This window comes from Algoriphagus sp. 4150 (genome assembly GCF_031457395.1).
In the GTDB taxonomy this organism is placed as follows: Bacteria; Bacteroidota; Bacteroidia; order Cytophagales; family Cyclobacteriaceae; genus Algoriphagus.
Genome location: NZ_JAVDWS010000021.1, coordinates 43165 through 69256 on the forward strand (window position 1 = coordinate 43165; position 26092 = coordinate 69256).

Annotated in this window: 20 protein-coding genes and 1 pseudogene; 12 read left to right on the top strand and 9 right to left on the bottom strand. The window is 41.7% G+C overall.

The genetic code is table 11. From position 1 onward, the window contains the following. Nucleotides 1-582: 582 nt before the first annotated feature. Entirely contained in the window at nucleotides 583-1050 is a 468-nt protein-coding gene (locus J2X69_RS20460) for a histidine phosphatase family protein (RefSeq protein ID WP_310107545.1), read from the bottom strand. A gap of 154 nt (nucleotides 1051-1204) precedes the next feature. Here J2X69_RS20460 and topA point away from each other — a divergent pair, with 154 nt between their 5' ends. Further along, nucleotides 1205-3532, top strand: coding sequence for a type I DNA topoisomerase (topA, locus tag J2X69_RS20465; RefSeq protein ID WP_310107547.1), 2328 nt, complete (start codon nucleotides 1205-1207; stop codon nucleotides 3530-3532). Between the two features lie 232 nt (nucleotides 3533-3764). Here topA and J2X69_RS20470 read toward each other — a convergent pair whose 3' ends face one another. Then, nucleotides 3765-4643, bottom strand: coding sequence for a 3-hydroxyacyl-CoA dehydrogenase (locus tag J2X69_RS20470; protein WP_310107549.1), 879 nt, complete (start codon nucleotides 4641-4643; stop codon nucleotides 3765-3767). Between the two features lie 21 nt (nucleotides 4644-4664). Beyond that, nucleotides 4665-5432: a glucose 1-dehydrogenase gene (locus J2X69_RS20475; RefSeq protein WP_310107551.1), complete on the bottom strand. Its 768-nt coding sequence runs from the start codon at nucleotides 5430-5432 to the stop codon at nucleotides 4665-4667. Nucleotides 5433-5806: 374 nt separating this feature from the next. Between J2X69_RS20475 and J2X69_RS20480 the strand changes: the two genes are divergently transcribed. From J2X69_RS20480 to fabF, 3 genes are all read left to right on the top strand, one after another. Then, on the top strand, nucleotides 5807-6787 hold the full coding sequence (locus J2X69_RS20480; protein WP_310107553.1) for a zinc-dependent alcohol dehydrogenase family protein: 981 nt from the start codon (nucleotides 5807-5809) through the stop codon (nucleotides 6785-6787). Nucleotides 6788-6858: 71 nt separating this feature from the next. Beyond that, nucleotides 6859-7281 carry a hypothetical protein gene (locus tag J2X69_RS20485; protein WP_310107652.1) on the top strand — a complete coding sequence of 141 codons (423 nt, stop codon included), beginning with the start codon at nucleotides 6859-6861 and terminating at the stop codon, nucleotides 7279-7281. Between the two features lie 292 nt (nucleotides 7282-7573). Further along, nucleotides 7574-8827, top strand: coding sequence for a beta-ketoacyl-ACP synthase II (gene fabF, locus J2X69_RS20490; RefSeq protein WP_310107555.1), 1254 nt, complete (start codon nucleotides 7574-7576; stop codon nucleotides 8825-8827). 276 nt (nucleotides 8828-9103) lie between these two features. On the opposite strand, the gene trpS is transcribed toward fabF, so the two are convergent. After that, nucleotides 9104-10078, bottom strand: a complete 975-nt coding sequence (trpS, locus tag J2X69_RS20495) for a tryptophan--tRNA ligase (protein ID WP_310107558.1) — start codon at nucleotides 10076-10078, stop codon at nucleotides 9104-9106. Between the two features lie 70 nt (nucleotides 10079-10148). Here trpS and J2X69_RS20500 point away from each other — a divergent pair, with 70 nt between their 5' ends. Then, the gene (locus J2X69_RS20500) at nucleotides 10149-11243 is read left to right on the top strand and encodes a DUF1573 domain-containing protein (protein ID WP_310107560.1); all 1095 of its coding nucleotides are present in this window, start codon (nucleotides 10149-10151) and stop codon (nucleotides 11241-11243) included. A 135-nt stretch (nucleotides 11244-11378) separates the two neighbouring features. Here the strand turns inward: J2X69_RS20500 and J2X69_RS20505 are convergent, their stop codons facing one another. The 4 genes and pseudogenes from J2X69_RS20505 to J2X69_RS20520 form a co-directional block, all read right to left on the bottom strand. Continuing rightward, nucleotides 11379-11711 (bottom strand): DUF1801 domain-containing protein, encoded by a 333-nt coding sequence (locus J2X69_RS20505; protein WP_310107562.1) that lies wholly within the window; start codon nucleotides 11709-11711, stop codon nucleotides 11379-11381. A gap of 105 nt (nucleotides 11712-11816) precedes the next feature. Then, nucleotides 11817-12302, bottom strand: a complete 486-nt coding sequence (locus J2X69_RS20510) for a hypothetical protein (RefSeq protein WP_310107564.1) — start codon at nucleotides 12300-12302, stop codon at nucleotides 11817-11819. 197 nt (nucleotides 12303-12499) lie between these two features. Beyond that, nucleotides 12500-12629 (bottom strand): annotated as a pseudogene (locus J2X69_RS24875) (acyl-CoA dehydrogenase); the annotation flags it as partial. 214 nt (nucleotides 12630-12843) lie between these two features. Continuing rightward, nucleotides 12844-14049, bottom strand: coding sequence for an acyl-CoA dehydrogenase family protein (locus tag J2X69_RS20520; protein ID WP_310107568.1), 1206 nt, complete (start codon nucleotides 14047-14049; stop codon nucleotides 12844-12846). A gap of 290 nt (nucleotides 14050-14339) precedes the next feature. On the opposite strand from J2X69_RS20520, the gene J2X69_RS20525 reads away from it, so the two are divergent. Continuing rightward, nucleotides 14340-15311, top strand: a complete 972-nt coding sequence (locus J2X69_RS20525; protein WP_310107571.1) for a tryptophan 2,3-dioxygenase family protein — start codon at nucleotides 14340-14342, stop codon at nucleotides 15309-15311. A 229-nt stretch (nucleotides 15312-15540) separates the two neighbouring features. On the opposite strand, the gene J2X69_RS20530 is transcribed toward J2X69_RS20525, so the two are convergent. After that, nucleotides 15541-16017: a hypothetical protein gene (locus J2X69_RS20530; RefSeq protein ID WP_310107573.1), complete on the bottom strand. Its 477-nt coding sequence runs from the start codon at nucleotides 16015-16017 to the stop codon at nucleotides 15541-15543. A 551-nt stretch (nucleotides 16018-16568) separates the two neighbouring features. Here J2X69_RS20530 and J2X69_RS20535 point away from each other — a divergent pair. From J2X69_RS20535 to J2X69_RS20560, 6 genes are all read left to right on the top strand, one after another. After that, complete coding sequence (locus tag J2X69_RS20535) at nucleotides 16569-17957, top strand: MATE family efflux transporter (protein ID WP_310107575.1); 1389 nt, start codon at nucleotides 16569-16571, stop codon at nucleotides 17955-17957. A 157-nt stretch (nucleotides 17958-18114) separates the two neighbouring features. Continuing rightward, complete coding sequence (locus J2X69_RS20540) at nucleotides 18115-19494, top strand: MATE family efflux transporter (RefSeq protein ID WP_310107577.1); 1380 nt, start codon at nucleotides 18115-18117, stop codon at nucleotides 19492-19494. 133 nt (nucleotides 19495-19627) lie between these two features. After that, nucleotides 19628-20065: a VOC family protein gene (locus J2X69_RS20545; protein ID WP_310107579.1), complete on the top strand. Its 438-nt coding sequence runs from the start codon at nucleotides 19628-19630 to the stop codon at nucleotides 20063-20065. A gap of 577 nt (nucleotides 20066-20642) precedes the next feature. Beyond that, nucleotides 20643-21227, top strand: coding sequence for an RNA polymerase sigma-70 factor (locus J2X69_RS20550; RefSeq protein ID WP_310107581.1), 585 nt, complete (start codon nucleotides 20643-20645; stop codon nucleotides 21225-21227). Between the two features lie 137 nt (nucleotides 21228-21364). Further along, the gene (locus tag J2X69_RS20555) at nucleotides 21365-22414 is read left to right on the top strand and encodes a FecR family protein (protein WP_310107584.1); all 1050 of its coding nucleotides are present in this window, start codon (nucleotides 21365-21367) and stop codon (nucleotides 22412-22414) included. 209 nt (nucleotides 22415-22623) lie between these two features. Beyond that, nucleotides 22624-26043, top strand: a complete 3420-nt coding sequence (locus tag J2X69_RS20560) for a SusC/RagA family TonB-linked outer membrane protein (protein WP_310107586.1) — start codon at nucleotides 22624-22626, stop codon at nucleotides 26041-26043. Nucleotides 26044-26092: the final 49 nt, after the last annotated feature.

A 26092-nucleotide genomic window follows, 5' to 3' on the forward strand; every position in this document is an offset into this window, starting at 1 on the left:
TCACATTGAACGAAGTCGAAATGGGCTTAATTAGCACATAAAAGGCTTCGACTTCGCTCAGCATGACAAGAAAACATGATCATGAGACAGCCTCTTTTTTGATACATCTAATTCTACTTCCTGCGAAATTTTGAAGGCTGTTTATCCTTCATTGAATTCTTTGAAGCTGCATCTAAAATCAGACACTTGGTGAATAAAGTAACTTGTATTTCTCAGCTGCAAGCTGAGTTTGTCATTGGGAAACTTTAATCGGGGTAATCTTAATTTGGGTAGTTATATTCTATAAAGGGTACTCAACAATTTAGCCATTTGATTTAAAATCAAATTTTGGTTCCATGGCAATGGATTCACTTGAATATTTTGGGCTAGGCTCCGGAGGTAAGATCCGAATAAGGAGAGGAGTTTCTAATTAGGAAAAATGTGAAAGTTTGGATTTGTGGTTTGACTTTCTGTATTGTCTCCTAATTATTTTTCAAATATAGAATAAGTAGGGGTTATAATTTGATCTGTCAACAGATTTTTTTGACAGAAATTGGAAAAGTGGTTTTTATGGATGTTGAGCCGTCGGGATGTTATTTGTATTTATTGAATTATCTCTTTTAAACTTCCGGTGCCAAAGCCGATCATTTTCCAATCCGATATTTCCAAATCTATCACAGCCATCATCCCCGGCTGTAATCCAAGGTAATGCTCGGCGGAAATGTGGGCCAAGAGCAGACTAATAGTGGGATTATGCCCAACAAAAAGACAAGATTCGACTGAGGGAGAAGTTTTTTCCAGTATTCCAATCATATCTCCCATGTCACCTTGATAGATCTCCCGCGTGAAGATGCTCTCCTTCACGGTGATATGTTTCCCTATCAAATCAGCAGTTTCCAGGGTGCGTTCTGAAGAAGAACAGTACATCAAATCGACGGATTTTAGGGTTGAAATTAAGCCTTCAGCCATTCGCATTAGGTTTTCTCGACCTTTTTTGGTGAGTTGTCTTTGAAAATCCGAACCTTGGGAAAAACCTGCTTCTCCGTGTCTGAGTAAAAACAATTGCTTCATGATAAGTGATTTATAACCTCAAAAGTAATTGTTACTTTAATCAAAAATCCCACCAAATCGGGTGTAGTCAATTTTAAATATTTGGACGAGAATACAATGCCATCTATTTTTAGCTTTTCTAAACGGGCTTGAACCCCCAGAAATATTGCTTTTTATGTCAAAAAACCTTGTTATCGTCGAGTCACCTGCCAAAGCCAAAACCATTGAGGGATACTTAGGCAAAGACTATAAGGTAGCATCCAGCTACGGTCACGTTCGGGATCTACCTAAAGGCGATAAAGCGATCGATATTAAAAATAGATTTAATCCCACCTATGAGGTCACGGCCGACAAAAAGGATGTGATCAAAAATCTCAAAGCTTTGGTGAAGGATGCAGAAACTGTCTATCTGGCGAGTGATGATGACCGCGAGGGAGAGGCTATTTCTTGGCATTTGAAAGAAGTACTGAAGCTTAAGGATGAGAATACCCGAAGAATTGTTTTCAGGGAAATCACCAAAAACGCAATTACCAAAGCAATCGAAAATCCGAGAGGAATTGATATAGATCTGGTAAATGCCCAGCAAGCAAGACGTATTTTGGACCGATTGGTAGGATTTGAACTTTCTCCCATACTTTGGAAAAAAATCAAAACGGGGCTTTCTGCAGGCAGGGTTCAGTCTGTGGCAGTTCGTCTTATCGTAGATCGTGAGCGGGAAATCGAGAAACATAAAGCGAAGTCCAGCTTTAGAATCACGGCTATTTTTGAGGTGGAAGGAAGGACATTCCAAGCGGAACTTCCCAAGAAATTTGATACCAAAGCTGAAGCTGAAGAGTTTTTAAAGAAATGTCTTGACGCTGATTTTTCTGTTGCTAACCTAGAGAAAAAGCCCGGTAAAAAATCTCCTGCAGCACCTTTTACCACATCTACGCTTCAGCAGGAGGCAAGTAGAAAGCTATATTTCTCGGTGGCGCAGACCATGTCTGTAGCGCAGAAACTGTATGAAGCCGGTAAGATTACTTACATGAGAACAGACAGTGTGAATCTATCAGATGATGCAATGGCTTCTGCCAAGAATGCGATTTATGATTCATACGGTGACAAATACCATAAATCAAGAAAATTCACAACCAAGTCAGAAGGTGCTCAGGAAGCTCACGAAGCCATCCGTCCTACAGACTTTGCCAATACCCATGGTTCGGGGGAACGCAATGAGCAGCGTCTCTATGAGCTGATCTGGAAGCGTGCTATCGCGTCGCAGATGGCAGATGCGGAGTTGGAGAAGACCATTATCACAGTTGACATCTCCAACCAACCTCAAAATCTGGTGGCAACAGGAGAGATCATCAAGTTTGACGGATTTCTAAAAGTATATTTGGAAGACACAGATGATGAGCCGGAAGAGGATGATAACAACGATGGCAAGGCGCTTTTACCCCCTTTGATTATAGGTCAGAGTCTTAGCCTTCAGGAAATGAAAGGTCGGGAGACATTCTCCAGACCTGCTCCGAGATATACGGAAGCCTCATTGGTGAAGAAGTTAGAGGAATTGGGAATCGGACGTCCGTCTACTTATGCACCTACTATTTCTACCATACAAAGACGTGAATATGTGATCAAGGAATCCAGAGATGGCACGCCTAGGGATTATGTAGAAATGATCATTGCCAAGGGAAAATTCAAGGATGCGACCAAAACTGAAAATACGGGAGCTGAGAAACAGAAGCTATTTCCTACCAATATCGCAATGGTGGTAAATGACTTTCTGGTGGAGCATTTTCCGAATGTGATTGATTTTAGCTTCACAGCTAGAGTAGAGAAAGAATTTGATGATATCGCGGCAGGAGGACAGGTTTGGCAGGATATGCTGGATTCTTTTTACGGCGATTTTCACAAGAATGTAGAGGATACAGAGCAGGTTTCCAGACAGGATATCAATTCAAGTCGGGAGCTGGGAAACCATCCGGTGAGCGGCAAGCCAATAATTGCCAGACTTGGTAAGTTTGGTCCATTGGTTCAGATCGGTGATGCCGAAGATGAAGAGAAACAGTTTGCCAGCTTGAAAAAAGGACAGTTTATCGAGAATATCACCCTGGAGGATGCACTTGAGCTGTTCAAGTTGCCTCGTGACATCGGGATGTTTGAGGATAAAAAAATGGTGGCCGCTATTGGTAGATTTGGTCCATATGTGAGACACGATGGTTCATTTGTTTCGCTTCCAAAAGAAATGGATCCGCTAAGTGTCACAGAAGAGGAGGCTATCCAACTGATCAAAGATAAGCGTGAAGCGGATGCAAAGAAGCATATCAAATCCTTTGATGAGAATCCTGAAATCCAGATTTTGAATGGAAGATGGGGGCCTTACATCAAGATGGGTAAGAATAATTATAAGATACCTAAGGACAAAGAAGCTGAAGCATTGACTTACGAAGAGACTATTCATATTGTTGAAAATCAGCCTGAGCCAAAGAAAAAAGGCGGACGATTTGCCAAGAAAAAGTAATTCACACAGCTATTTGGACTGTTACGAACAAGTCTAATTCAATCCTAAAAAGGATTGTTTTAGGCTTGTTTCTTTTTTGTGGGAAGTTTCCCAGATTTTACCCAGCCAATTTTCAGAGTATTGGAGTGGAAGGCTATATGGGGAAGCGTAGGGCTGTAGAGCTACTTCCCTTTGACTATTATCCCAAAGCAGAAAATGATGCTAGGTGAAGCCCGACAAAGCCTGAAGCGGACTACTTTAAGAAGTCGGGTTGCTTATAGCTGGGATATGGATAGGTGTAGAAGCCTTCGCTGGATTTGACGCCTAATTTGCCCTGATCTACATAAGTTTTGAGTAGTGCTGCAAAAGCTCTCGAAGCTGTATTCCTTTTGGAATTGGTGATGTGCCATGCAGTATCCAACCCTACCTTGTCCAAGATCCCAAAGGGCCCTGCCGGCATATTGAAATTTATCATCCAGGATTTATCTATAGCCTCTACTTCGGCGATTTCTCCGGTCAATAATCTGCCTGCAGCATCGATCCAGGCTATGAGTAAGGTGTTGAAAATGTAGCCGGGATTTTCTTTCTTAACCAGAATAGGAACTTGGTTAAGTGTCCTTGCGAAGTCTTCCAAAATTTCAATTATCTCTACTGCAGTGCCGGCATGTGGCATAATGTCCACCACTCTAGCATGAAAGACATCATGAAAATGGAATGCGCAGAATTTCTCTCCCCGCCCTGATACTTCGGCAAACTGGGACGGAAGCAGGTAAGAGGTGTTGGTCGTGAAAATAGTGTGATCCGCGGCCAAATTGCCTATTTCTTCCCAAACTTTCATTTTGATTTCGGGATCTTCAGTTACACTTTCACTGACTAGATCAACTTGCTGAAGTGCCTGTCCAAGATTTCCGGTGAAGGAAATTCTTTCAATGGCTTGGATTCCGGCTTCTTCATTTAACTGGGCGGCTCGGATCATTTGAGCTATTAATTTATTCATCGTGGCCAAAGACTTTTTCAAGCTTTTTTCCTGAATATCAAAAATCTTCACCTGATAGCCTGAAATTGCTGCTTGCAAAGCAATTCTGGTTCCCAGGTTACCGGCGCCTATAATGCCTATGTTATAAATGTTCATTAAGATCTGACCTTCTGTGAATTAAATGGTGAATCCACCATCAGCAGTAAAAACAGATCCAGTGGTGTATGAGGATGCCTGGGAAGCTAAGAACAAAGCCATTGAACCAATCTCATCTGCTGCTCCCACCCGTTTAATAGCAAGTTTTTTCATTACCATATCCATGATTTTTTCATTTGACCATAGTGGTTCAGAGAATTTGGTTTCGATCAAGCCGGGACAGATGACATTTACCCTGATTTTAGATTCCCCCCATTCTTTTGCCAAAACCTTTGTCATGGAGATCAATGCAGCCTTGCTTACACTGTAGATTCCCAATCCATGTTCAGGCGAAATTCCACCTATGGAACTGATGTTGATCACTGAGGCATTGGCGGACTTTCTGAGATGAGGCCAACAAAGTTTAGCCAATTCAAAGGGAGCTTTGAGGTTTACGTTCATGATTTTGTCAAATGCCTCAGAACTAGTCTCATGCACAGGACCAAAAACGGGGCTTGTCGCAGCATTATTGACCAAAATATCCAGTTGGCCATATTTTTCTATAGTCTTATTGACCAGATTAGGCAGTTCATCCATATTACCTACGTTACAGGAAATGCCGATTGCTTCATATCCTTTTGACCTGAGTTTGCTTGCCATTTCATCTACAGCTTCCTGTTTTCTGCTGCAGAGAACGACTTTTGCACCCGCAGCGGCAAAGATTTCACCGATACTATAGCCGATTCCTTTACTGGCCCCGGTGATGAGTGCGACTTTTCCTTGGAGGGAGAATAGAGAAGAGAGATCCATAAGTAGATTAGTTTTCTTCCTTCAAGATAAAGAAAGATAAAGAGTAAGCCTGAACGAATGCCTATTATTCTTAGTTTAAAAAAAGCTAATCAATATCCGCTAATGCCGGGAAAACCTTAAATTTCTTTTTCGGAGGGAAGAAAGACTCCTGTCTTCGACAAACAGGGATCTGGTTTTGAGGCTTGTCACTCAGCACCTGACTGGGCAACAGTGGATAGTAATAAAATGTTTGTGACCTCTAAAAGCAAAATATAAACAGATGAAATCGAGCATGTCGAAGGCGACACACAACTTGTCCCGAACTTGCTTCGGGAGAGGGATGATTATAAACCAGGCGAGATTCCATGTGGCCATTGAAAAACAATTATAAACACATGAAAGAAGTGATTTTTGAAGAAACCGGTAGGGCTGCGGATGTATTGAAGGTGAGAGAAGCGCCTGCTCCTGAGCCAAAAGCCCATGAGGTTCAGATAGAAGTAAAAGCAAGAAATATCAATCCTTCCGATCTGATGTTTATTAGAGGGCGGTATGGGATACAGCCTGATTTGCCAAGCAGTGCCGGTTTTGAAGCAGCAGGAATAGTGAGTAAGGCCGATGCTGAGGGGACATTTCCAGTTGGAACCAGAGTGATGTTTACAGCTCAGGGAACTAATATGGGTACTTGGAGGGAGTTTATCGTGCTTCCTGTCAAACAGGTCATTCCTATGCCGGAAGGTATGTCATTTGAAGTGGCCTGTCAGGCCTTTGTCAATCCTGTGACAGCGGTGGCGATGGTCAATAAATCCGGATTGAAAGCAGGAGAATGGCTTTTGATCACTGCCGGGGCTTCAGCTTTTGGGAAATTTGCAATCCAGGTAGCCAAAAATAAGGGGATCAAAGTAGCCTGTACTGTCCGTCACGATGAGCAGAAGAAGCGATTGGCTAATCTTGGAGCGGATTTGGTGATCAATACTGAGAAAGAAGAGTTGAAAAATGTAATCAGAGAAAATGTGGGAGAAGGAGTCTCGGTAGTATTTGATGCTGTGGGAGGAGAACTGGGAGCCGAAGCATTGTCATGCATCAAGAAATTTGGGACGATGTACGTATTCGGGATGTTGAGTATGCAGAATTTACCGCTCAATACTGGGATGATGATTTTCAAAGAAGTGAAGATAGAAGGGTTTTGGCTGAGCAGTATTCTGCAGCGGATAAGTGATGGGGATAGAGCGGAGCTTTATAAAGAAACGCAGTCCTTTCTGATGCAAGATGATGCTAAGGCTGAGGTAGCAGAAAAGTTTCCGCTGACAGAAGTGAAGGCAGCAATCGAGGCTTATAACAAGCCGGGAAGAAACGGAAAAATCCTTTTGGTGAGTTAATTTCTTTGAAATAGTTCTTCATAAAAAAAGGGATTCCCCATCTTTGCATTTCAAATCAAAAAATGAACAGAATGAATTGGGATACGCTGGACAAAGAGCTTACCGAAATAGTAGAAAAAAGAAATCAACTGGCCGCAATGGACTACAGTGACGAAAACTATGATGATCTGGAAGAAGAGCTTCATGACTTGGAGGATGATTTTAATGAAAACTATGAGGATAGGCTTGAAACTGAAATTGAGAAAATTCAGGATAAGTTACAGTCCGATACTGATATTCTTCTGCCTACAGCCTATATCGCCAATGCTTACAAACCGCTTCTTCCCGATGCTAACGGTGTTGTAAGCTATGAGGTCTCCGGTCTGCAGGGTGTGCCTATAGAGTCAGAGCAATTTGACAAGCAAGATGTACGAATCGTATTGATTCCCAATCCCGCACGCTTCGTTATGCTGATCAATGGTAGGCAGCTTAAGGATCTGTGGAGAAGTAGATAGTAGTAAGTATCAAGATATTAGTATTGAGTATCTAGACTTTAGTATCAATATGATGATAGGTTATAAAATCATAAATCTAGTTTTATGATCTAACTAATTTGAAAGACCTGGCGAGTAGCCGGGTTTTTCTGTTTTTCACTGCTGATCCAAGTTGAAGCTTAAAGCTGATGATAAATACAGGTTTCTATTAGCAAGGCTAATGAACTTGGGCTGAACATAGATTTAATTAAGAAGATCACCGTTTATCCTATTTGGTCTTTCGAATTATGCCTAATAAATTAAAATTTAACCAATGAATTCAAGAAGAGTAGTTATTACGGGCTTGGGGGCGCTTTCTGCTCTTGGCAATGATGTGAAGACCAACTGGAGAAATGCCAAGGAAAGCATAAGCGGTGCAGGTCCAATCACCTATTTTAATGCTGAAAAATTTAAAACCCGATTTGCCAGCGAAATCAAGAATTTTGACCCTACGCTGAAACTCGATAGAAATGAGATTAAACGGGGTGATCTCTATACTCAATACGGTCTGTATGCGGCTTCGGAAGCAATGGAAGATTCAGGCTTAGACGTTTCCCAACTAGCTTCACCATTTGATGCCGGTGTGATCTGGGGTACAAGTCAGGGTGGTATGAATACCTTTGAAAAAGAGATGAAAGAGTTTGTGGGAAATGACCTAACTCCCCGGTTTAATCCTTTTTTCATTCCAAAATACTTGGTAAATATGGCTTCAGGAGTGATTTCGATGAAGTACGGCTTTATGGGAATCAATTATACTCCGGTGACGGCCTGTGCATCTTCCAACAGTGCGATCATGGATGCGTTCAATTACATCAAGTGGGGTAAAGCCAAAGTGATCATCACGGGTGGTTCGGATGCACCGATTACAGAAGCTTCCATGGGAGGGTTCAATGCGCTGAAAGCACTTTCTACCAGAAATGAAAATCCTACAGCCGCTTCAAGACCCTTTGATGCAGATAGAGATGGGTTTGTAATGGGAGAGGGTGCTGCGGCTTTGATCTTGGAAGAATATGAGCATGCCAAGAAACGCGGTGCAAAGATCTATGGGGAAGTGGTTGGAGCAGCGATGACAGCCGATGCCTATCATTTGACGGCCACTCACCCGGAAGGTGAGGGAGCTTATACCTGCATGAAGTTTGCCTTGGAAGAAGCCGGCTTGAGTATTCAGGACGTAGACTATCTGAATGCCCATGCTACTTCTACACCCACGGGAGATCTAAGTGAGATCAAGGCTGTGTCAAGACTGCTGAATGGGACCTATGATAAACTGCATATTTCATCCACCAAGTCCATGACGGGGCATTTGCTGGGAGCGGCAGGAGCAATAGAGGCAATCTTCTGCGTCAAGGCAATCAATGAAGGCGTAGTGCCGCCTACCATCAATACCGAAAACTTAGACCCGGCAATTCCAAAAGGAGTTCAAATAGTGACTAAGAATGCTATTGAGAAAAAAGTAAAAGTTGCCCTGAGCAATACCTTTGGCTTTGGAGGACATAACGCCACGGTGATTTTCAAGGAGTTTGTTTAACCTTTGGTGTCTTATAGACCTCGGAGGTTTTCTCTTGTATGTTTTACCGCGAAGCCGCTGAGGGCGCAAAGTATTCCGCAGGGATTTATTTAGGCTTCGGTGAATATTTCAGGATATGATTTAATCAAAAATGGCTCCTTCATTTAGAGGGAGCCATTTTATTCAGATTACTAATCCTTTAAAAGGACTTCGGGATTGCATCTCGATATCGGGACCCGAAGAGCTTATTTTCTCCAAACGTAACGTCGCTGCGTCGTAGCGAGAAATAGTTAAATCTTACCTAAACCCCAACTTCGCTCTTACCTTATCCAAAATCTCAGCCCCTACAGCTTTGGCTTTTTCTTCCCCCGCAGCCAGTTTAATTTCGATTTCTTCCGGATGGCTCATGTAGAAGTCAAATAGCTCGCGCTCTTTTCTGTATTTGTTCAAAATCAGCTCCAGCAATTCCTTTTTGGCATGCCCGTAGCCATAGTTGCCACCTTCATAGTTAGCTCTCATTTGCTGAGTTTGTTCCTCCGTAGCTATCAGGCTATATAGCTTAAATACATTATCCGTATCGGGATCTTTTGGCTCTTCCAATTCCTTGCTATCCGTCACAATGCTGTTGACATTTTTCTTAAGGGCTTTTTCGGGAAGGAAAATATCGATAAAGTTATTGTACGACTTGCTCATTTTCTGTCCGTCCGTTCCCGGAATTGTCTTTACTACCTCATCGATCCTGGCTTCGGGAATAGTCAGGATATCTTCACCCACTATTCTGTTGAATGTGGAAGCGATATCCCGGGTCATCTCAAGATGCTGCATCTGGTCCTTTCCTACAGGAACCAAATCCGCTGAATACAGCAAAATATCCGCAGCCATCAATACCGGGTAGGTAAACAGACCGGCATTTACATCCGATAGTTTTTCGGCTTTATCCTTGAAGCTGTGAGCATTTGCCAGCATGGGAAAAGGAGTGAAGCAGTTTAGATACCAGGCGAGTTCTGTTACTTCCGGTCTTCTGGATTGACGGTAAAAGGTAGTACGGGATATGTCCAAGCCAAAGGCCAGCCAAGCAGCAGCCACTGCAAGCGTGTTTTGCTTGCGGAGCTCACCGTCTTTGGAGGTAGTGAGGGAGTGTAGATCCGCAATAAAAATGAAAGACTCTTCTTTGTTCTCGTTGATCAATTCGATCGCAGGTACGATCGCACCGAGAATATTTCCCATGTGTGGTCTGCCACTACTTTGAATGCCTGTTAGTACTCTTGCCATTGGTCTGATTTTGCTGCAAATTAAGTAAATCAGCCTATAATACGTTTGAAATTATGCGTTAATTGCGGGCATGATTAGAATTGAAAAGACCTTTTATATCCTCTTAATCCTTAGTTTTTTCTCCCAACTTGCAGTAGCTCAAGATACTATCACTCCCAAATTGATCTGGGCAGTGAACAAGGTGGATTTGGGAACGGTCCTCGAAGAACAGGGATCGCAGATGGCAGAATTTCAGTTTACGCACACACAGGATTCACTTTTCTTTATAGAAAAAGTCTGGACAGACTGTGGATGTACAACAGTTGATTATACCAAGGACACCTTGGTAGTAGGAGAAAGCGGGTCATTGCTGGTTTCTTTTGACCCATCTTCAAGTGCGGGGTATTTCTCCAGAATGATTGTCGTGAAAGGCAACCTCTTGGGAGCTCAGGATACGCTTTACATTGAAGGAAATGCGATTCCAAGAGCGAGTGACCCTGAGGGAACATATAGAACGCGGAAGGGGGATTTGGGATTTAGGCTTTCTAAAATCAATGTGGGAGAAGTCCTGACCAATGAGCCCAAATTGAAGCAAGTGGAGGTGTATAATTTCGGAGAGAAGATTTTCCACAAAGACAGTTTGATGTATACCGGACCTGAATACATTCGTGTGAACCAACTTTCAGATGTTATACTGCCCAATGACCGTGGGCTACTTCAGGTTTTCTATGATGGAAATATGAAAGGCGATTTGGGATACTTCGAGGACAAAATTTCTCTCAACTGGCAAGACAGTACCACCTATATTGACTTGGATGTGTTGGCGGATGTGTTTGAATATTATGCACCTTTTTCCAAGGAAAACTTGAATCTAGTTCCCCAGCTGGTAATTGGTACGAAAGAGATTGACCTAAAAACCATCAAGGCAAGTACAATTCAAGTCGAATATGTAGTACTGAGCAATAGAGGGAAGCAAGTGCTGGAGATCAAGAAAATCCAAGGGAATTGTGAATGTCTAAAGCTTGAGCTACCTAAAACCTCCCTTGATCCGGGAGAGTCCATTGAGCTCAAAGTAGTCTTTGACCCCAAAGGAAGACAGGGAATCGATCAGCGGAATATTTACATCTTCAGCAACGATCCTCTGAATCCTGTTCAATTGTTTCTGTTGAAAAGTAGGGTGGAGTAGTTCCTTCTTTACAGATAGAAGCATTGGACTTTTGAATTGTATTTTAACCACGGCGCGGTGGTTCGATGTGCACACCAACTGAGTTTATGCATAGAGCACAGGTTAGTGATATCGGGCATTTTCAGTGAGTGTTTATCATTTAATGAGTTGCTGAATCCAATTTTGGATGATTTCCGACTGTAAATCATCCAGTCTTTTCAGCTTAATATGACGCATATCTTTACCTGTTCCTTCTAAAAGATTTTTGTGGTCTTTTATTTTTTCATAGTTAAAAATACCAAATGTCAGATGTGATTTTGAGGTTTTGAAATAAGCAAAGTCTGAATCAGTGGAAAAAACCGGTCGACTCCACTTAAAGTTCTCTTCAACAGAAGGAACTTCCTTATGGATGAGTAAGCGGATCGCCTCCATAATCTTTCGTTGTTCTTCTGTAGCTTCAGAAATGTACTTTGTTATTTGTTCATTCATTCTTGTTATGTTTTTCGTTTTATCTAGCCTATAACTTTATGGTTGGGTAAGTTTGGAGGCATATGACTGTGCGAAGTACACCGATAACTGTTCGGATTTATATTGCTAGAGATTTTCAGTCATTTTACCCAAATTGATTTTCTCACCTTTTGTAAATGTTATTTCTCGTACAAATTCCATCTTGCCCCATAGATAATCATTCCCTTTAAGCCATTTTGTAATCCTCATCCTGGAGTTTAGCCTTTTTATTTCAATGTCCGTAGCCTTTCTTTTTTCTCCAAGGTGTCCGTAAAGTTTAATGGCGGGATAACTGTTGAATTGTCCTTTGAATAATGAAGTCAACCAAAATAAGGTGCTGCTGTTTACACCTAGCACGCAAATATTTTTATTGTTCTCACTGTTTTCCGGAAGTTTTGTAGGGAATTTTTCAAAGTAAAATCCTGTCATATTACTGTTTAGGAATAAGGAGCCAATTGGCGTTACTGTAGGATTATTCTCCTTGTCAACTGAACCCAATGAGACATGAAAATTTGTCCTAAAACTTCTGTTGAAATGGTTTCTTATTTCCGGCCAATGTTTTTGAATGTCCATTTTAATCGTTGGTGTACAAATCAATTATGGTTGACAATTAGTTGCAATTTTTAGCCTTTTTATAGGTTGATTGATATTATTGGGCGTGTATGAATTACTGGAGGCGTGTATAATTCATATATCAACTACTGATTAGCTGATAAAATCCCCACTTGCGCCCTTCGCGTTACCCTCCGTGCTCTCAGTGGTTAAAAAACTCATACAAAAGCCGGTATCCCAGTAATCCTCCTGTCCTAAAATCAGCAAGTGAATATCATGTGTTCCCTCGTAGGTGATCACCGATTCTAGATTCATCATATGACGCATGATCGGATATTCCCCGGTGATATGTCATAAGATAGGCATTTACCGATTTTTACTCCCATTCCCCTTACAAGATCGCATTTTGCGATCTTAAAATTTTAAATTGCTTCTGTTCATTCATTTTTCCATTTACGCTAAAAACTAATCTGCCTAGAAAAGTACCTGAGTATGTTATGTTTTTTTATCCTCGCGACCTCTGCGTTACCCTCCGTGCCCTCCGTGGTTAAATATCCAAATCTCATACAAAAGCGGGTATCCCAGTAATCTCCTGACCCAAAATCAGCAAGTGGATATCGTGGGTGCCTTCGTAAGTAATCACCGATTCCAGATTCATCATATGGCGCATGATCGGATATTCCCCTGTGATTCCCATGCCTCCATGGATCTGTCTCGCTTCCCGGGCGATAGTTAAAGCCATCTCAACATTGTTCCGTTTTGCCATGGAGATATGGACAGTCTTGGCTTTTCCCTCATTCATCATTTTACCGACTTTCCATGCCAGTAATTGGGCCTTGGTGATTTCGGTAAGCATTTCCGAAAGCTTCTTCTGTACCAATTGAAAACTTGCAATGGGTTTACCGAATTGAATACGCTCAGCTGCGTATTTTCTGGCGGATTCGTAGCAGTCCATGGCCGCACCGATCGCGCCCCAGGCGATTCCAAAGCGTGCAGAATCCAAGCACATCAACGGAGCACCGAGACCTGATTTTCCCGGGAGCAGGTTTTCTTTTGGGACTTTTACATTATCAAAAACAAGTTCGCCGGTGCATGAAGCCCGAAGAGACCATTTCCCGTGGGTTTCCGGCGTAGAAAATCCTTCCATTCCCCGTTCTACAATCAGTCCGTGAATTCTTCCTTCCTCATTTTTTGCCCAAACCACTGCGATATCCGCTTGGGGCGAATTGGAGATCCATAGCTTGGCACCATTTAGCAAAAAGTGATCGCCCATATCCTTGAAATTGGTCACCATGCCACTTGGATTGGAACCATGATCTGGCTCAGTCAATCCAAAGCATCCCAGCATTTCTCCGGAAGCAAGCTTAGGCAGATACTTGTTTCGCTGTTCCTCTGATCCAAATTTGTAAATGGGATACATCACCAAGGAGCCCTGTACAGAAGCTGTAGATCTCATTCCGGAATCACCCCGTTCTATCTCCTGCATGATCAATCCGTAGGAAATATAGTCCAACCCGCCACCGCCGTATTGCTCGGGAATCTGCGGTCCAAATGCTCCTACGTCACCAAATTTCCTGACAATTTCTGTGGGAAAATATGCCTTTTGGGCCCAGTCTTCTATGTAAGGAGATATCTCTTTCTTGACAAAATCCCTGATGGAAGTTCGGATCAATTTATGCTCATCTGTGAGCAAGTCATCCAGGTCCAAAAAATCGACACCTTCGAAGGTATCCCGCTTCAATGACTTTCTGATTTCAACTGACTCCATGTTATTTTTGGTTTATACGAATGAATCTGTGATTTTTGTCGGGAATTTAACCCGCCTTTTGCATTGGGTTTCGTGGTGAGGGCTGTAATTACAAGAAAATCAGAATGTTTGGAGACTGAGTCATAGCAATGGCTATGGTGAAGTCGAAAATAGTAACGTAGTGACTGATTTTGAAGTAATTAAAGCCCGTAACAGAAAGGCTAATGCATAATTCGGGTTTAAGCTCCCGTCACGATTCTAATTAACCGGAAATGGGGCTAAAAAACTATCAATTCCATTAAAAATTACTCATGGAGGAATCCCGATTTGATCCCAAGATATTAGAGAAAATAGAACTGCTTCAGAAGAAATTCATGTCATCCGGGCAGGATATGCTTTCGTACTTGGAAGGCTTGTTATATTCAGATTATTTGACCTACTGGGATTACATCAATCTTGATGTATTGCTTTCTTTGCAGCAGCCCAAAACCTCTTTCAAGGACGAAAAAATCTTTATCATCTATCATCAGATCACTGAGTTGTATTTTAAGCTGATTATTTCTGAAATGGAGCAAATTGCAGAGGAACAGCCTATTACAGAGAAGTATTTTCTGGCTAAGTTGGAGCGGATCAATATGTACTTTGATCATCTCATCAGTTCGTTTGCGATGATGTGGAAGGGCATGGAGCAGGAGCAGTTTCTTAAATTTAGGATGTCCCTGCTTCCTTCCAGTGGGTTTCAAAGTGCCCAATATAGAGAGATAGAATTGATGGCTGCAGATGCCTTCAATTTGGTGGCATTGGACAAGCGTACCGATCCTGATTTCCATACGCCTACTGACGAGATTTTTGAAAACCTGTATTGGCAGCAAGGAGCTGTCGAATTGGCAACGGGGGAGAAGACGCTTACGCTAAAAAACTTTGAAGCCAAATACAGCAAGAAATTGATGGATTTGATGGATGCTTATAGGCGTAAAAATTTATGGCAGCGCTACATCGATGTGCCTAATCCCACCGAGGAGTTGACTGAGACAATGAAGCAGTTTGATCTAAAGGCTAATGTATTCTGGCCTCTGGCCCATTATAAATCGGCTGTTCGTTTTCTCCAAAGGGATCCTGTGGATATTGCAGCCACGGGTGGGACCAACTGGCAGAAATACCTTCCTCCGCGTTTTCAAAAAGTAATTTTCTACCCTGAATTATGGTCAGAATCTGAGCGGGAAGAGTGGGGAAAAGGATGGGTAGTAAAGGAAATATTCGGAGATGAACATAAAGGTTATTAGAAAAAATGGCTTCCATTCAAGTCATTTTTTCTAATAACTTATTCCGCCTTCTTGTTTCATGAGTCTCGCAGATGGCAGGATAAATTTGTATGGCAGATGTCTTTACTGATATCCGCCGTTCATTAACGGGCAAAAAAAATGCGTTTTTAACAATTTTACATTCATTTTCATTCACTGATGTTAAGAAAATCGATGTAAATTATAGTGGAGAAGCACAAAATGTACTGTTCTAATCTATTGTTATTTCATTTGGGGTTGAGCAGATTTTCTGCAAAGAATCAAGATTGTACTTCCATCTGTCTATTTCTTCTTTCCTTTCATCGATAGCGAGTTGTAAGCTCTTAAGTTGATTTTGATCTTCTTCACTCATTGTGTTTTCAATAAATTGATTTGACAAGCGGTCTATTTCCGCTGATTCTTTTTCTCCCTCATCTACAAAACTCTGTACCTGGATGTGCATATCTTCATATGCTTTTCCGACCTCTTCGCAATTGGTGTTTCCATTTGGTACTTCTAAGCTGTCACTTCGATATAGTGCTTGCCAATCAGCATGTAGCTGGCCTAATTTCTCGGAAAGGGATTGGGCTTCCCCGGAAGTTTTTTCCCACTCATGCTTTAACTCATCCATGCTTTGATTCTGAGTAGAGGCGTGTTCACAGGAAGCGAAAGAAACGGCCACAATTAATCCCAATATATATCCTTTCATAATGATAGTTTTTTAGATTATAGTTATCCGCAATGATGCCAATGCCTTCAATTGTTTTTTTAATCTGCATAGAGAGTAATAAAGGGAGGTTTAAGCCGCTTATATGCGCTTTTTGAGCATGTTCTGTTCTGTTTCGGCTCGTCTGAAGAAGTAGTGTGGGTTTTATATCAAGAATTCTGGATGATTAAGTTGCATATGTTTTCCGTTAATTGGGCAATAAATTCTACGCCAAACCTTAATCCATAGATGCCTGACTTGGATTAAGAATATCGGCTCATTTTTGCGACCGCTCATTATGAAAGCAGGGGATTGGTAGAGTTTTATTGACCATGCAAAATCATTCTAACTAGCTTAATCCTTCCAAGACTTATTTGGGATCGCTGCGTGTTTGAAAGCGAATTTATTTTGAACTTTTAAGCAATACTTTTTCATTTATATTCAATTAGTACTTAGTTTCTTTTCTTCATTCGTGCCCAAATAATTTCTATTTCACAGATTTTACCTAGAACTTGGGCAGGTAGGTTTTTTATGAAACTGCTTTTTCTATTACCATGCATAAGGATAATACCATAAAAGAACGAAGCTTAGTCAACACACTTTTTTCAATAGCCTGGCCAATTATAATGGCAAATATTCTGCAAACTGCCTATCAACTGATAGACACATTTTGGCTGGGGAGATTGGGGGCAAATGCTGTGGCGGCTGTCAGTATCAGTTTTCCGATTTTGTTTTTGGTTCTTTCGTTGGGTGCGGGACTGACCTTGGCAGGCACAGTGATAATCTCCCAATTCAAAGGGGCAAATGATCAAAAAATGATTGATTTCAGTGCCTCACAGACAGTTTTGATCATTTTCTTCGTGTCTATTGTTTTGGCTGTTTTGGGATATTTTTCAGCATCTCCTCTAATGAATCTGGTGGGAGCAGGTCCTGAAATTCTGGAGGATTCAGTCACTTATTTCAAAGTTTCTTCCTGGGGTTTTGTATTCCTGTTTATGTTCTTTGTCTTCCAGTCGCTTATGCGTGGAATAGGCAATGTGTTACTGCCCATGTACATAGTTTTCGGTACGGTGCTGTTAAACCTGTTTCTGGATCCGATTTTTATTTTTGGCTTTGGATCTATTCCGGGTTACGGAGTGGCAGGGGCTGCTATCGCAAGTGTCATCACCCAAGGGCTCTCCGCGCTGGTTGGTATGATTATTCTTTTCAGTGGGAAAAGCGGGATAAAAATCCGGCTGGCTCACATGATGCCTCAGTTTAAGTGGGTCAAACGCATGTTTGCACTCGGCATCCCTGCCAGCCTGGAACAATCTTCCAGGGCAGCGGCAATGACTGTTATGGTAATGCTGGTGACCAGCTTTGGAAGTGAGGTAGTGGCTGCCTACGGCATAGGGGCAAGAATTCTCAGCTTGGTGATCGTCCCGGCCTTGGGATTGGCTATAGCTACGACCACACTGGTAGGACAGCAAGTAGGGGCAGGGCAAATAAAAGGAGCAGAGAAAATCGGAGATTTAAGTGTGAAAATTGCATTCTTTGGACTTACCGGTATTGGGCTGTTACTTTTTGCATTTGCGGAGCAGCTGACTGCTTTTTTTGTGCCCAATGATCCTCAGGTAATTAAAGATGGAGCTAGATTTATCAGAATTATGGCTCCGAGCTTTGGATTACTCGGAGTTCAGCAGGTATTAAATGGTCTGTTTAATGGAACACGGTTTACCCAGGCTTCCATGCTGATTTCAGTTTTCAGTCTGTGGATTGTTCGTTTTCCCTTGGCATTTGTACTCTCTCAGCGAACAGACCTGGCCTTTGAAGGAATTTGGTGGGCATTTCCACTATCCAATCTTGTTGCGGCTTTGGTAGCTTTTATTTATTATAAGACGGGGCATTGGAAGATCAGAACGATTAGGCATAGAGCAGATTGGCTGGGAACGGGAATCGAGTAATGAATCAATGGGACTGAATTGATTTGTAAAGGGGAAAGTAGGGGAAAAGCGACAAAATGTGTCTGATATGCGTTTGGTAACTCTTTATTAACTCAGGCAGTTTTCCCGTCATCGAAAATTTTCCTTTCTTTCGCCCTTCATAATTTCCCAACCAACGATGACCTGGCAATTAATCAAAGATGCCCTGCGTGGCAAAGAGCAGGACTTTACCAGCCTTTCACTTAAAACAGCCATTTTCGTACTTGCGATTCCCATGATTCTAGAGATGATGATGGAATCAGCTTTTGCTGTAGTGGATATATTCTTTGTGGCAAAACTCGGAGAGCACGCCATCGCCACTGTAGGCTTGACAGAATCGGTGGTAGTGCTGGTTTATGCCATGGGATTTGGAATCAGCATGGCTGCTACAGCATTAATATCCAGAAGATTCGGAGAGAAGGAGTACAAAGAGGCGGGGGCGGCAGCTTTCCAACTTCTAATTGTCGGGGGAGTGATATCCATAGTACTGGGAGTTCTGGGGTGGATATTTGCGCCTGATATTCTGGGCCTGATGGGAGCAGAGGCAAAAGTCATTGAGACCGGTGTGAGTTATACGAGGATTATTTTTGCAGGTAATACCGCGATCATGCTGTTGTTTCTGTTGAACGGAGCATTCAGAGGTGCAGGACAGGCGCACCATGCTATGCGGTCGCTTTGGATCGCCAATGGTTTGAATATGATCTTGGATCCCCTCCTGATTTTTGGAGTCGGAAATTTCTCCGGATTTGGTCTGGAAGGAGCTGCAATAGCTACGACTTTTGGTAGAGGAGTAGGGGTGGTTTACCAATTGTATCACTTGTTCAATGGAAAGCATAAGCTAAAAATCTTAAAGGAGAACATTGCGATTTCTTGGGAAATCATCAAGAAAATCATGGAGATCGCGGTAGGGGGAATGGGACAATTTTTGATAGATTCGGTTTCATGGATTGCTCTTACCCGTATGAATGCGGAGTTTGGATCAGCTTCTTTGGCAGGTTTTACTATTGCGTTTAGGATTTTGATATTCACGCTTTTACCTGCTTGGGGTTTATCAGGTGCTGCATCTACTTTGGTAGGACAGAATCTGGGTGCGAAGCAACCGGATCGTGCAGAAAAAGCTGTATGGATGACAACACGATATACCGTGATTTTCATGGCTTCGGTGACGGGAATTTACTTACTGTTCAACCAACAGCTTGCGGGTTTCTTTACCGATATTCCGGAAGTGCAGCAAGTAGCAGCCCAAGGACTTTGGGTAGTGGTATTGGGTTATGTGTTCTTCGCAGTGGGGATGGTGTTGACACAGGCATTTAATGGGGCAGGTGATACCAAAACCCCGGCATGGATTAATATTGGTGTGCTATGGTTTATTGAGATTCCATTGGCATATGTGCTCGCTTTTACCTTTGGTTTGGCTCATTTGGGGATATTTATATCCATTTCATTTAGCCATAGTTTTCATTCCCTGGTTGCCCTTTACTTCTTTAGAAAAGGAAAATGGAAGCTAATGGAGGTATAGTGACTTTTTATCAAGTCACAGTATTTTCATAATTTATGTGCTTGTATCCAGGTAATTATAATGAACGGCAGTAAGGATCATCTACTTGAAAATATATAATATCTAAGAATTACAACACTTAACCCGAGACTCTATGACTACGATTAACACTTACCTGACTTTTGAAGGAAATTGCGAAAGTGCCTTCAATTTCTATCGCTCCGTTTTTGGGGGAGAATTTGCCCATGTAGGGAGATTTTCCGATATGCCTGCAGACCCAAATTATCCTATATCAGACGATGCCCGAAACCAAATCATGCATATCAGTTTACCGATCAGCAAGGAATGTGTATTGATGGGAAGCGATACAGGAGGACATGGCGGGCCATTGACTGTTGGGAATAATTTCTCGCTTTCAATAAATACTGACTCCAAGGAAAAAGCCGATACTTTTTTTGCCAAACTCTCGGCAGAAGGAAAAGTGACTATGCCTATGGATAATACTTTTTGGGGTGATTATTTCGGGATGCTTACAGATAAATTTGGAATAAACTGGATGATCAGTTTTAATGAGGCTGCCCCACAAGGGTAAACTAACATTGAATTTTGTACAGCCGGGAAATTGCATTCTCGGCTGCTTTGTTTTTGACGGGCATTATGGTAAAATTGAACGATTGCAGATGTTCTTGGTATTGTGTGCCTCAAGCTCTGTTTTCCGACTGGCGTTTTATAATTCCAGAAGCCCCGCCTTTCTTGTAGGTTTAAGGTTTGTGTAGTCCTGGGCCTTCGGGGTTTATTTTTCAATAGACGAACTTGTTTGTTAGTGAGTTCTAAACCTTAATTCTTTGTAAAACAAGATTTTCGGAAATTTTACCCATTAACAAGCATGCATCTTCACTCGGACGCCTTGAACCTGCCTTGTCGGACAGGCAGGGCTGGCATATCAGAGACTTTTTCAGAAAGTCCTAATTAATAGGAACCCGAGTGAGCGTAAATGAAGATTTCACATCAGAAAGTCATTTTTGTTTTAGTATTTGTAAGGAAACAGGGAGTTTATTCAATAAATCCCATGTTTGATTTGAGTTGACCATGTTATTCTAAAATTAATTTTACTTAGTTTTAGACACATGAAGTTCTATGTCAGCATTTAAAATATTAAAGAAAACGCTATGAATTACTCTTTACTACGAGATGAAGAGTTAGTTGATCGTTTGGTAAATGAAGAAGATGAGAATGCCTTTCAGGAAATATATAACCGTTATTGGAAACTGATATTTTTACAGGCATACAGAAAGATTGGAAACAAGGAAAAAGCGGAAGGGCTTACCCAAGATCTATTCATGAGCTTATGGGATCGAAGAAATATGGTGGGTATTCAGCATCTTTCAGGCTGGCTAAATCAGTCCATTCGCTACGCTATCATTAATTTTTACAAATCCCAGGCTGTAAAGGAAAAGTACAGGCAATTTGCCAAAAATCATACTAATTCTTCAGAGAGCAGTAGCGATCATTTGGCCAGACTGAATGAATTGTCGGAAAGTATAAGCCATGCTATGGATTCTCTTCCCGAAAAGACAAGGATGGTCTTTAAAATGAGTAGGGAGGAAAACAAACCTGTAAAGGAAATAGCCGACCTGTTGGACCTTTCCGAAAAGGCGGTAGAATACCATATCAGTCAAAGTCTTAAGAAGATGAGGATTTATCTAAAAGAATACTTGATGGTAATTCTCTTTTGGCTCTTCAAAACTTGGTAGTCGATCACCGGTTTTCCATAAAATCAAATTCCTGTATTAGCCCAATAGGAACAAATTCACAAAAATTCACAAAAATATCATCTCGTGTTTAGGGATAAGCTAAGTCTGATTGACTATACACATGAATTGAGCAAATTATGAGCAGAGATTACCTTCAAAATTTACTGGAACGCTATCAATCGGGCAACTGCAGCGATGAAGAACGGGAAATCGTGGAAGCATGGTACGATACTCTGGACAAAAAGTACGATTTACCTGAAATAGGTGCAGAAGAACTGGAATCAGTAAGGGATAGAATATTGGCTCATATCATTACTAAATCCGCGCACCCCTCAAAAAAGGAAATTGAGCCAATTAACCGCGCTCGTGCTGTTAGACTGTGGCCGAAGTTTGTGGCTGCCGCGGCAGTTGTCGGTATTGTTATTTGTGCAGCCTTGTTTATCAATGTTTCCTATAAGCATTCGTATTTCACCCAACAAGAACGAATAGCAGCGATTGACAAACCTGTTATAAAAGAAAACCTAACTGACTCACTTATGACGGTGGTGTTGGAGGACGGAAGTAGGATAACCCTTCATGCCGGAGCCAAAATAACTTATCCGACAGCGTTTGAAAAAGATAGAAGAGAGGTCGTTTTGTCGGGAGAGGCATTTTTTGAAGTGAGTAAAAATGCCGACAGTCCATTTTATGTGTTTTCTAATAGTTTGATTACCAAAGTTATTGGGACCAGTTTCTACGTAAGGTCGGGAGATTCTAAGGAAAGTGAAGTGGAGGTAGTTACGGGGAAAGTAATGGTCACCGCCAATAATCAAAGCATATTTGCAACTGATGCGAATAAGGAGGTTTACATCACACCGAATCAAAAAGTAATCTTCGATGAAGATTCAAAAAAATTAGTCCCTGCAATAGTTGATAATCCAAAACCACTCATGAGTGCGCAAGCCATTGTCGAGTTTGGGTTTAACTATAAAAATGTACAGCTACAGCAAGTTTTGAATGATATCGAATCAACCTATGGGATAAATATCATTCCCGACGATTCGAAAATATACAATTGCACCTTTACCGGTGATTTAAATGATGAAAATATGTATTCCAAACTTGATTTGATATGTCAATCCACCGGAATGTCATATGAAGTAAACAACCTCAGCATCATTATCAAAGGAAATGCATGCAGCCTCTAACCAAACCTATTATTCTCATAAAAAAGCAGACTATGTGACACCGCTACTATCCCCCTAAAACTTAACAGAGATACCTGATTCTGTCCTCTAAATAGAATCAGCTGAGCGTAGATAAAAAAACTGGCAATGCCCTAACATTGCCAGTCTGACTACTACCTGATGGTAGGATATTGCCCAAGTTAATTTTAGAACAATGACATTACAAATATATGAAAAGAAAGCAGCTCTATGCTTTAAAGGATATTTATAATAGAATATCCATGCTATTGATTACGGCCCTAGTCCTCTCCATAGGAGTGACAAATGGGCAAGTACTGGATAAAAGAATTTCTATTTCATTAGAACAAGTCGAGATCGTAGATTTTTTGGAAAGCCTTCAGTCCATGGCAGATGTTAGGTTTGTCTATAGTCCCTCCGTTATTCCTGTCAATGAAAAGATCTCACCAAAATTCAATAAGCAAAAGCTGAGTGAGGTGCTTAGAGTGACCCTGTCTGATTTTGGAGTTGATTACAAAGAAATGAGTGGACAACTTGTCCTTTTTAAACATACGTCTGAAGAAAAGAAAGATGGAGAAAAAACCTACATCATCCCACTCAACTCACCCCAATCGAAAGTTCTTTCCGGAAAAATAACGGATGTTAGAGGGGAAGGTATTGTAGGAGCCACTATCATGCTGAAAGGTACCGGCATTGGAACAACTACGGATATTGATGGATATTTCAAGTTTTATATCCCCGATGATCATGAAAAGGATTTTCTGGTAATCTCCTTTATAGGGTATAAACCTATGGAAGTGAAAATCGGAGATCAAAGTATCTTTCAAATAACACTGGAAGAGGAGATAGGCCAGTTGAGTGAAGTGGTGGTCAATGGTTACTCTGAGATCAGGAAGGAATCGTTTACAGGAACTACAGTTACTATTTCAGGCGAGGATTTGAAGCAGGCTAACCCTACCAATATCCTTGCAGCCATTCAATTGTTTGACCCTTCTTTTAGGGTGTCGGAAAACACCTCTTTGGGCTCCAATCCCAATTCCATACCGGAAATTACCGTCAGAGGTTCCACAGGTTTGCCAAGCAATACTTCTGGATCTACCGATGATTTTAATTTGAGCAAAGCCTCACTGATCAATAATCCTAATCTCCCAACATTCATTTTGGATGGTTTTCAGGTAAGTATTCAAACTGTTTTTGATATCAATTATAACAGGATCGCTTCTATCACCTTGCTGAAAGACGCTGCTGCTGCTGCTATTTATGGGTCCCGTGCTGCCAATGGAGTGGTAGTCATCACGACTTACCCTCCGGAAGAAGGGAAAATACAGGTGACTTATACCGCCGATGTAAATATCAGCGGGCCGGATCTATCGGTTTACCAGTTGCTAAATGCTGAGGAAAAGCTTGAATATGAGCGGTTGGCCGGGCTATACAGCACAAGTACCAATACCAATGGTAATAGCCAGAATGAATTGGATTTGCTTTACTATCAAAAGAAGAAGAACGTGGTTAGCGGTGTGGATTCCTATTGGTTGTCCGAACCTGTAGAGACATCCATAGGAAGTTCGCATTCAATTAATGCAGAGGGAGGATCCAGCACGATGCTTTATGGAGTGACGGGAAGATATCAAAAAATGAAAGGTGTCATGAAAGGGTCTGAGCGAAACCGTTATGGAGGGGATTTGAGGCTTACCTACAATTTGAAAGATAAAATCACTTTCAATAATCAACTGTCGATCACGATAACAAAAAGTAAGGAGTCTCCTTATGGAAGTTTTGCCGACTATGCAAGAATGAACCCCTATTATCCTAAAAAGGACGATAATGGAAATATTCTTCAAGCAGTGGACAGCTGGAGGAGACGGGAAACCAGTGGTACTCAAGTGCAGGATGTAGTGCTGAACCCCGCCTACAACGCTACCCTAAGCAATTCTGATGTCGAGAATTACACACAGATTATCAATTCGTTTTCCACTGTTTACCGGGTTACGCCGAGTTTGCGAATGCAGGCGCAAATCAGTTTGAACAGGATGCTTTCGGATAGGGATAAATACCAATCACCGTTCAGCAATGAATTCTATAACTATACCGGTGATGACCTAAAGCGGAGAGGGAGGTATGATTATGCAGGGGCAAATGAGACTGCTATAGATGGGAATTTTGTGGCTTCATACAACAAGGTTATTGGAGGACACTTTTTCAATGCATCTCTGGGAGGCAACTGGAGGACCTACAGTTCTGAATTCAAGAGCTTTGCGGCGACAGGATTCATAAGCGACAGATTCACGAATATTTCTTTTGCCAATCGCTATGAAGAAAATGCTTCTCCTAACGGAGATAGATCCGAAGAGCGTTTGCTGGGAGTATTTGCCAATGTCAATTACTCTATTAAAGATAAATACCTCTTTGACCTAGCCACCCGAATTGACGGTTCATCAAAATTTGGAACTGAAAACAAATATGCCCCCTTTTGGGCAGCCGGTATTGGTTGGAACCTGCATAATGAGGATTTCTTGTCTGATAGATCATTTATTAATAGACTGACAATCAAGGCAACAACGGGAGTTACCGGAGAGGTTTCTTTTCCGTCCTACATGTCCAAAACCACATATGAATATAGAAATGATTGGTATTCGACCGGAGTAGGTGCTGTGAGTCTGGGTTATGGTAATGAGTCGTTGAAATGGCAAAGAACACGAAACTATGATCTTGGTGTGGAGCTTTCACTTTTCAACAATAGAATTTACCTCCTGCCTAGGTACTATTATAGAAATACAGAAGATGTCCTGGCAGATATCATCGTACCGTCATCTGTGGGGTTTGGTTCTTATAAAGCCAATCTTGGTGTGATGGAGAATAAGGGTTTTGAGGTAATGATGAGAACCAATGTGATCCACGGAGCAGGCGGCTGGTTTGTAGGGCTCTTTGCCAACATTGCCCATAACAAGAACACCATCAAGAAAATCTCTGAATCGCTGAAGAAGTACAACGACGAAGTTGACCAAGATCAGGGAGGCGCGCCATTGTTGAGATTTCGTGAAGGGGAGTCTTTGAATACCATATACGCAGTTCCTTCTTTAGGTATCGATCCGGAAAATGGAAGAGAGCTTTATATGAAGCGGGATGGAACAATTACCTATGAGTACGATGCCAAAGACAATGTACCCGTAGGCGATAGTTCACCTAAAATCGACGGATCTTTCGGTACCAATATCTCTTACAAGAATTTCTACCTATCAGTCAATTTTTACACCAAACTGGGAGGGGACCTTTATAATCAGACATTGGTGGACCGGGTGGAAAATGCAGATCCAAGATACAACGCAGATCGGCGCGTGCTGTCGGAAAGGTGGCAGAAGCCGGGAGACATAGCATTCTTCAAGGATGTAGCGATCAGGGACAATACGAATGCCTCCTCACGATTTTTGCAGGCGGACAATGCCGTAGAGTTGCGTTCAGCTAATCTGAGTTACGAAAGCTATGGCAAGCTGGCTAAAGATCTGAAAATGCAGAGTCTGAAATTCACTGTGACCATGAATGATATCTGGAGATGGGCACCTGTGAAGTTGGAGCGTGGTATCCAATACCCGTTTGCCAGAACAGTTACATTCTCCGTTCAGACGAGGTTCTGATCAGGAATCAATCATAATTGACACAAGAAATTTATACTACTAAAAGAAT

Coding starts and splice junctions, on each gene's coding strand:
- J2X69_RS20505 (WP_310107562.1), bottom strand. CDS start 11,711: ATGAATGAACAAATAACAAAGTACATTTCTGAAGCTACAGAAGAACAA.
- J2X69_RS20520 (WP_310107568.1), bottom strand. CDS start 14,049: ATGGAGTCAGTTGAAATCAGAAAGTCATTGAAGCGGGATACCTTCGAA.
- J2X69_RS20560 (WP_310107586.1), top strand. CDS start 22,624: ATGAAAAGAAAGCAGCTCTATGCTTTAAAGGATATTTATAATAGAATA.
- J2X69_RS20480 (WP_310107553.1), top strand. CDS start 5,807: ATGAAAGAAGTGATTTTTGAAGAAACCGGTAGGGCTGCGGATGTATTG.
- J2X69_RS20540 (WP_310107577.1), top strand. CDS start 18,115: ATGACCTGGCAATTAATCAAAGATGCCCTGCGTGGCAAAGAGCAGGAC.
- J2X69_RS20485 (WP_310107652.1), top strand. CDS start 6,859: ATGAATTGGGATACGCTGGACAAAGAGCTTACCGAAATAGTAGAAAAA.
- fabF (WP_310107555.1), top strand. CDS start 7,574: ATGAATTCAAGAAGAGTAGTTATTACGGGCTTGGGGGCGCTTTCTGCT.
- J2X69_RS20525 (WP_310107571.1), top strand. CDS start 14,340: ATGGAGGAATCCCGATTTGATCCCAAGATATTAGAGAAAATAGAACTG.
- topA (WP_310107547.1), top strand. CDS start 1,205: ATGTCAAAAAACCTTGTTATCGTCGAGTCACCTGCCAAAGCCAAAACC.
- trpS (WP_310107558.1), bottom strand. CDS start 10,078: ATGGCAAGAGTACTAACAGGCATTCAAAGTAGTGGCAGACCACACATG.
- J2X69_RS20545 (WP_310107579.1), top strand. CDS start 19,628: ATGACTACGATTAACACTTACCTGACTTTTGAAGGAAATTGCGAAAGT.
- J2X69_RS20555 (WP_310107584.1), top strand. CDS start 21,365: ATGAGCAGAGATTACCTTCAAAATTTACTGGAACGCTATCAATCGGGC.
- J2X69_RS20470 (WP_310107549.1), bottom strand. CDS start 4,643: ATGAACATTTATAACATAGGCATTATAGGCGCCGGTAACCTGGGAACC.
- J2X69_RS20550 (WP_310107581.1), top strand. CDS start 20,643: ATGAATTACTCTTTACTACGAGATGAAGAGTTAGTTGATCGTTTGGTA.
- J2X69_RS20510 (WP_310107564.1), bottom strand. CDS start 12,302: ATGGACATTCAAAAACATTGGCCGGAAATAAGAAACCATTTCAACAGA.
- J2X69_RS20530 (WP_310107573.1), bottom strand. CDS start 16,017: ATGAAAGGATATATATTGGGATTAATTGTGGCCGTTTCTTTCGCTTCC.
- J2X69_RS20475 (WP_310107551.1), bottom strand. CDS start 5,432: ATGGATCTCTCTTCTCTATTCTCCCTCCAAGGAAAAGTCGCACTCATC.
- J2X69_RS20460 (WP_310107545.1), bottom strand. CDS start 1,050: ATGAAGCAATTGTTTTTACTCAGACACGGAGAAGCAGGTTTTTCCCAA.
- J2X69_RS20535 (WP_310107575.1), top strand. CDS start 16,569: ATGCATAAGGATAATACCATAAAAGAACGAAGCTTAGTCAACACACTT.
- J2X69_RS20500 (WP_310107560.1), top strand. CDS start 10,149: ATGATTAGAATTGAAAAGACCTTTTATATCCTCTTAATCCTTAGTTTT.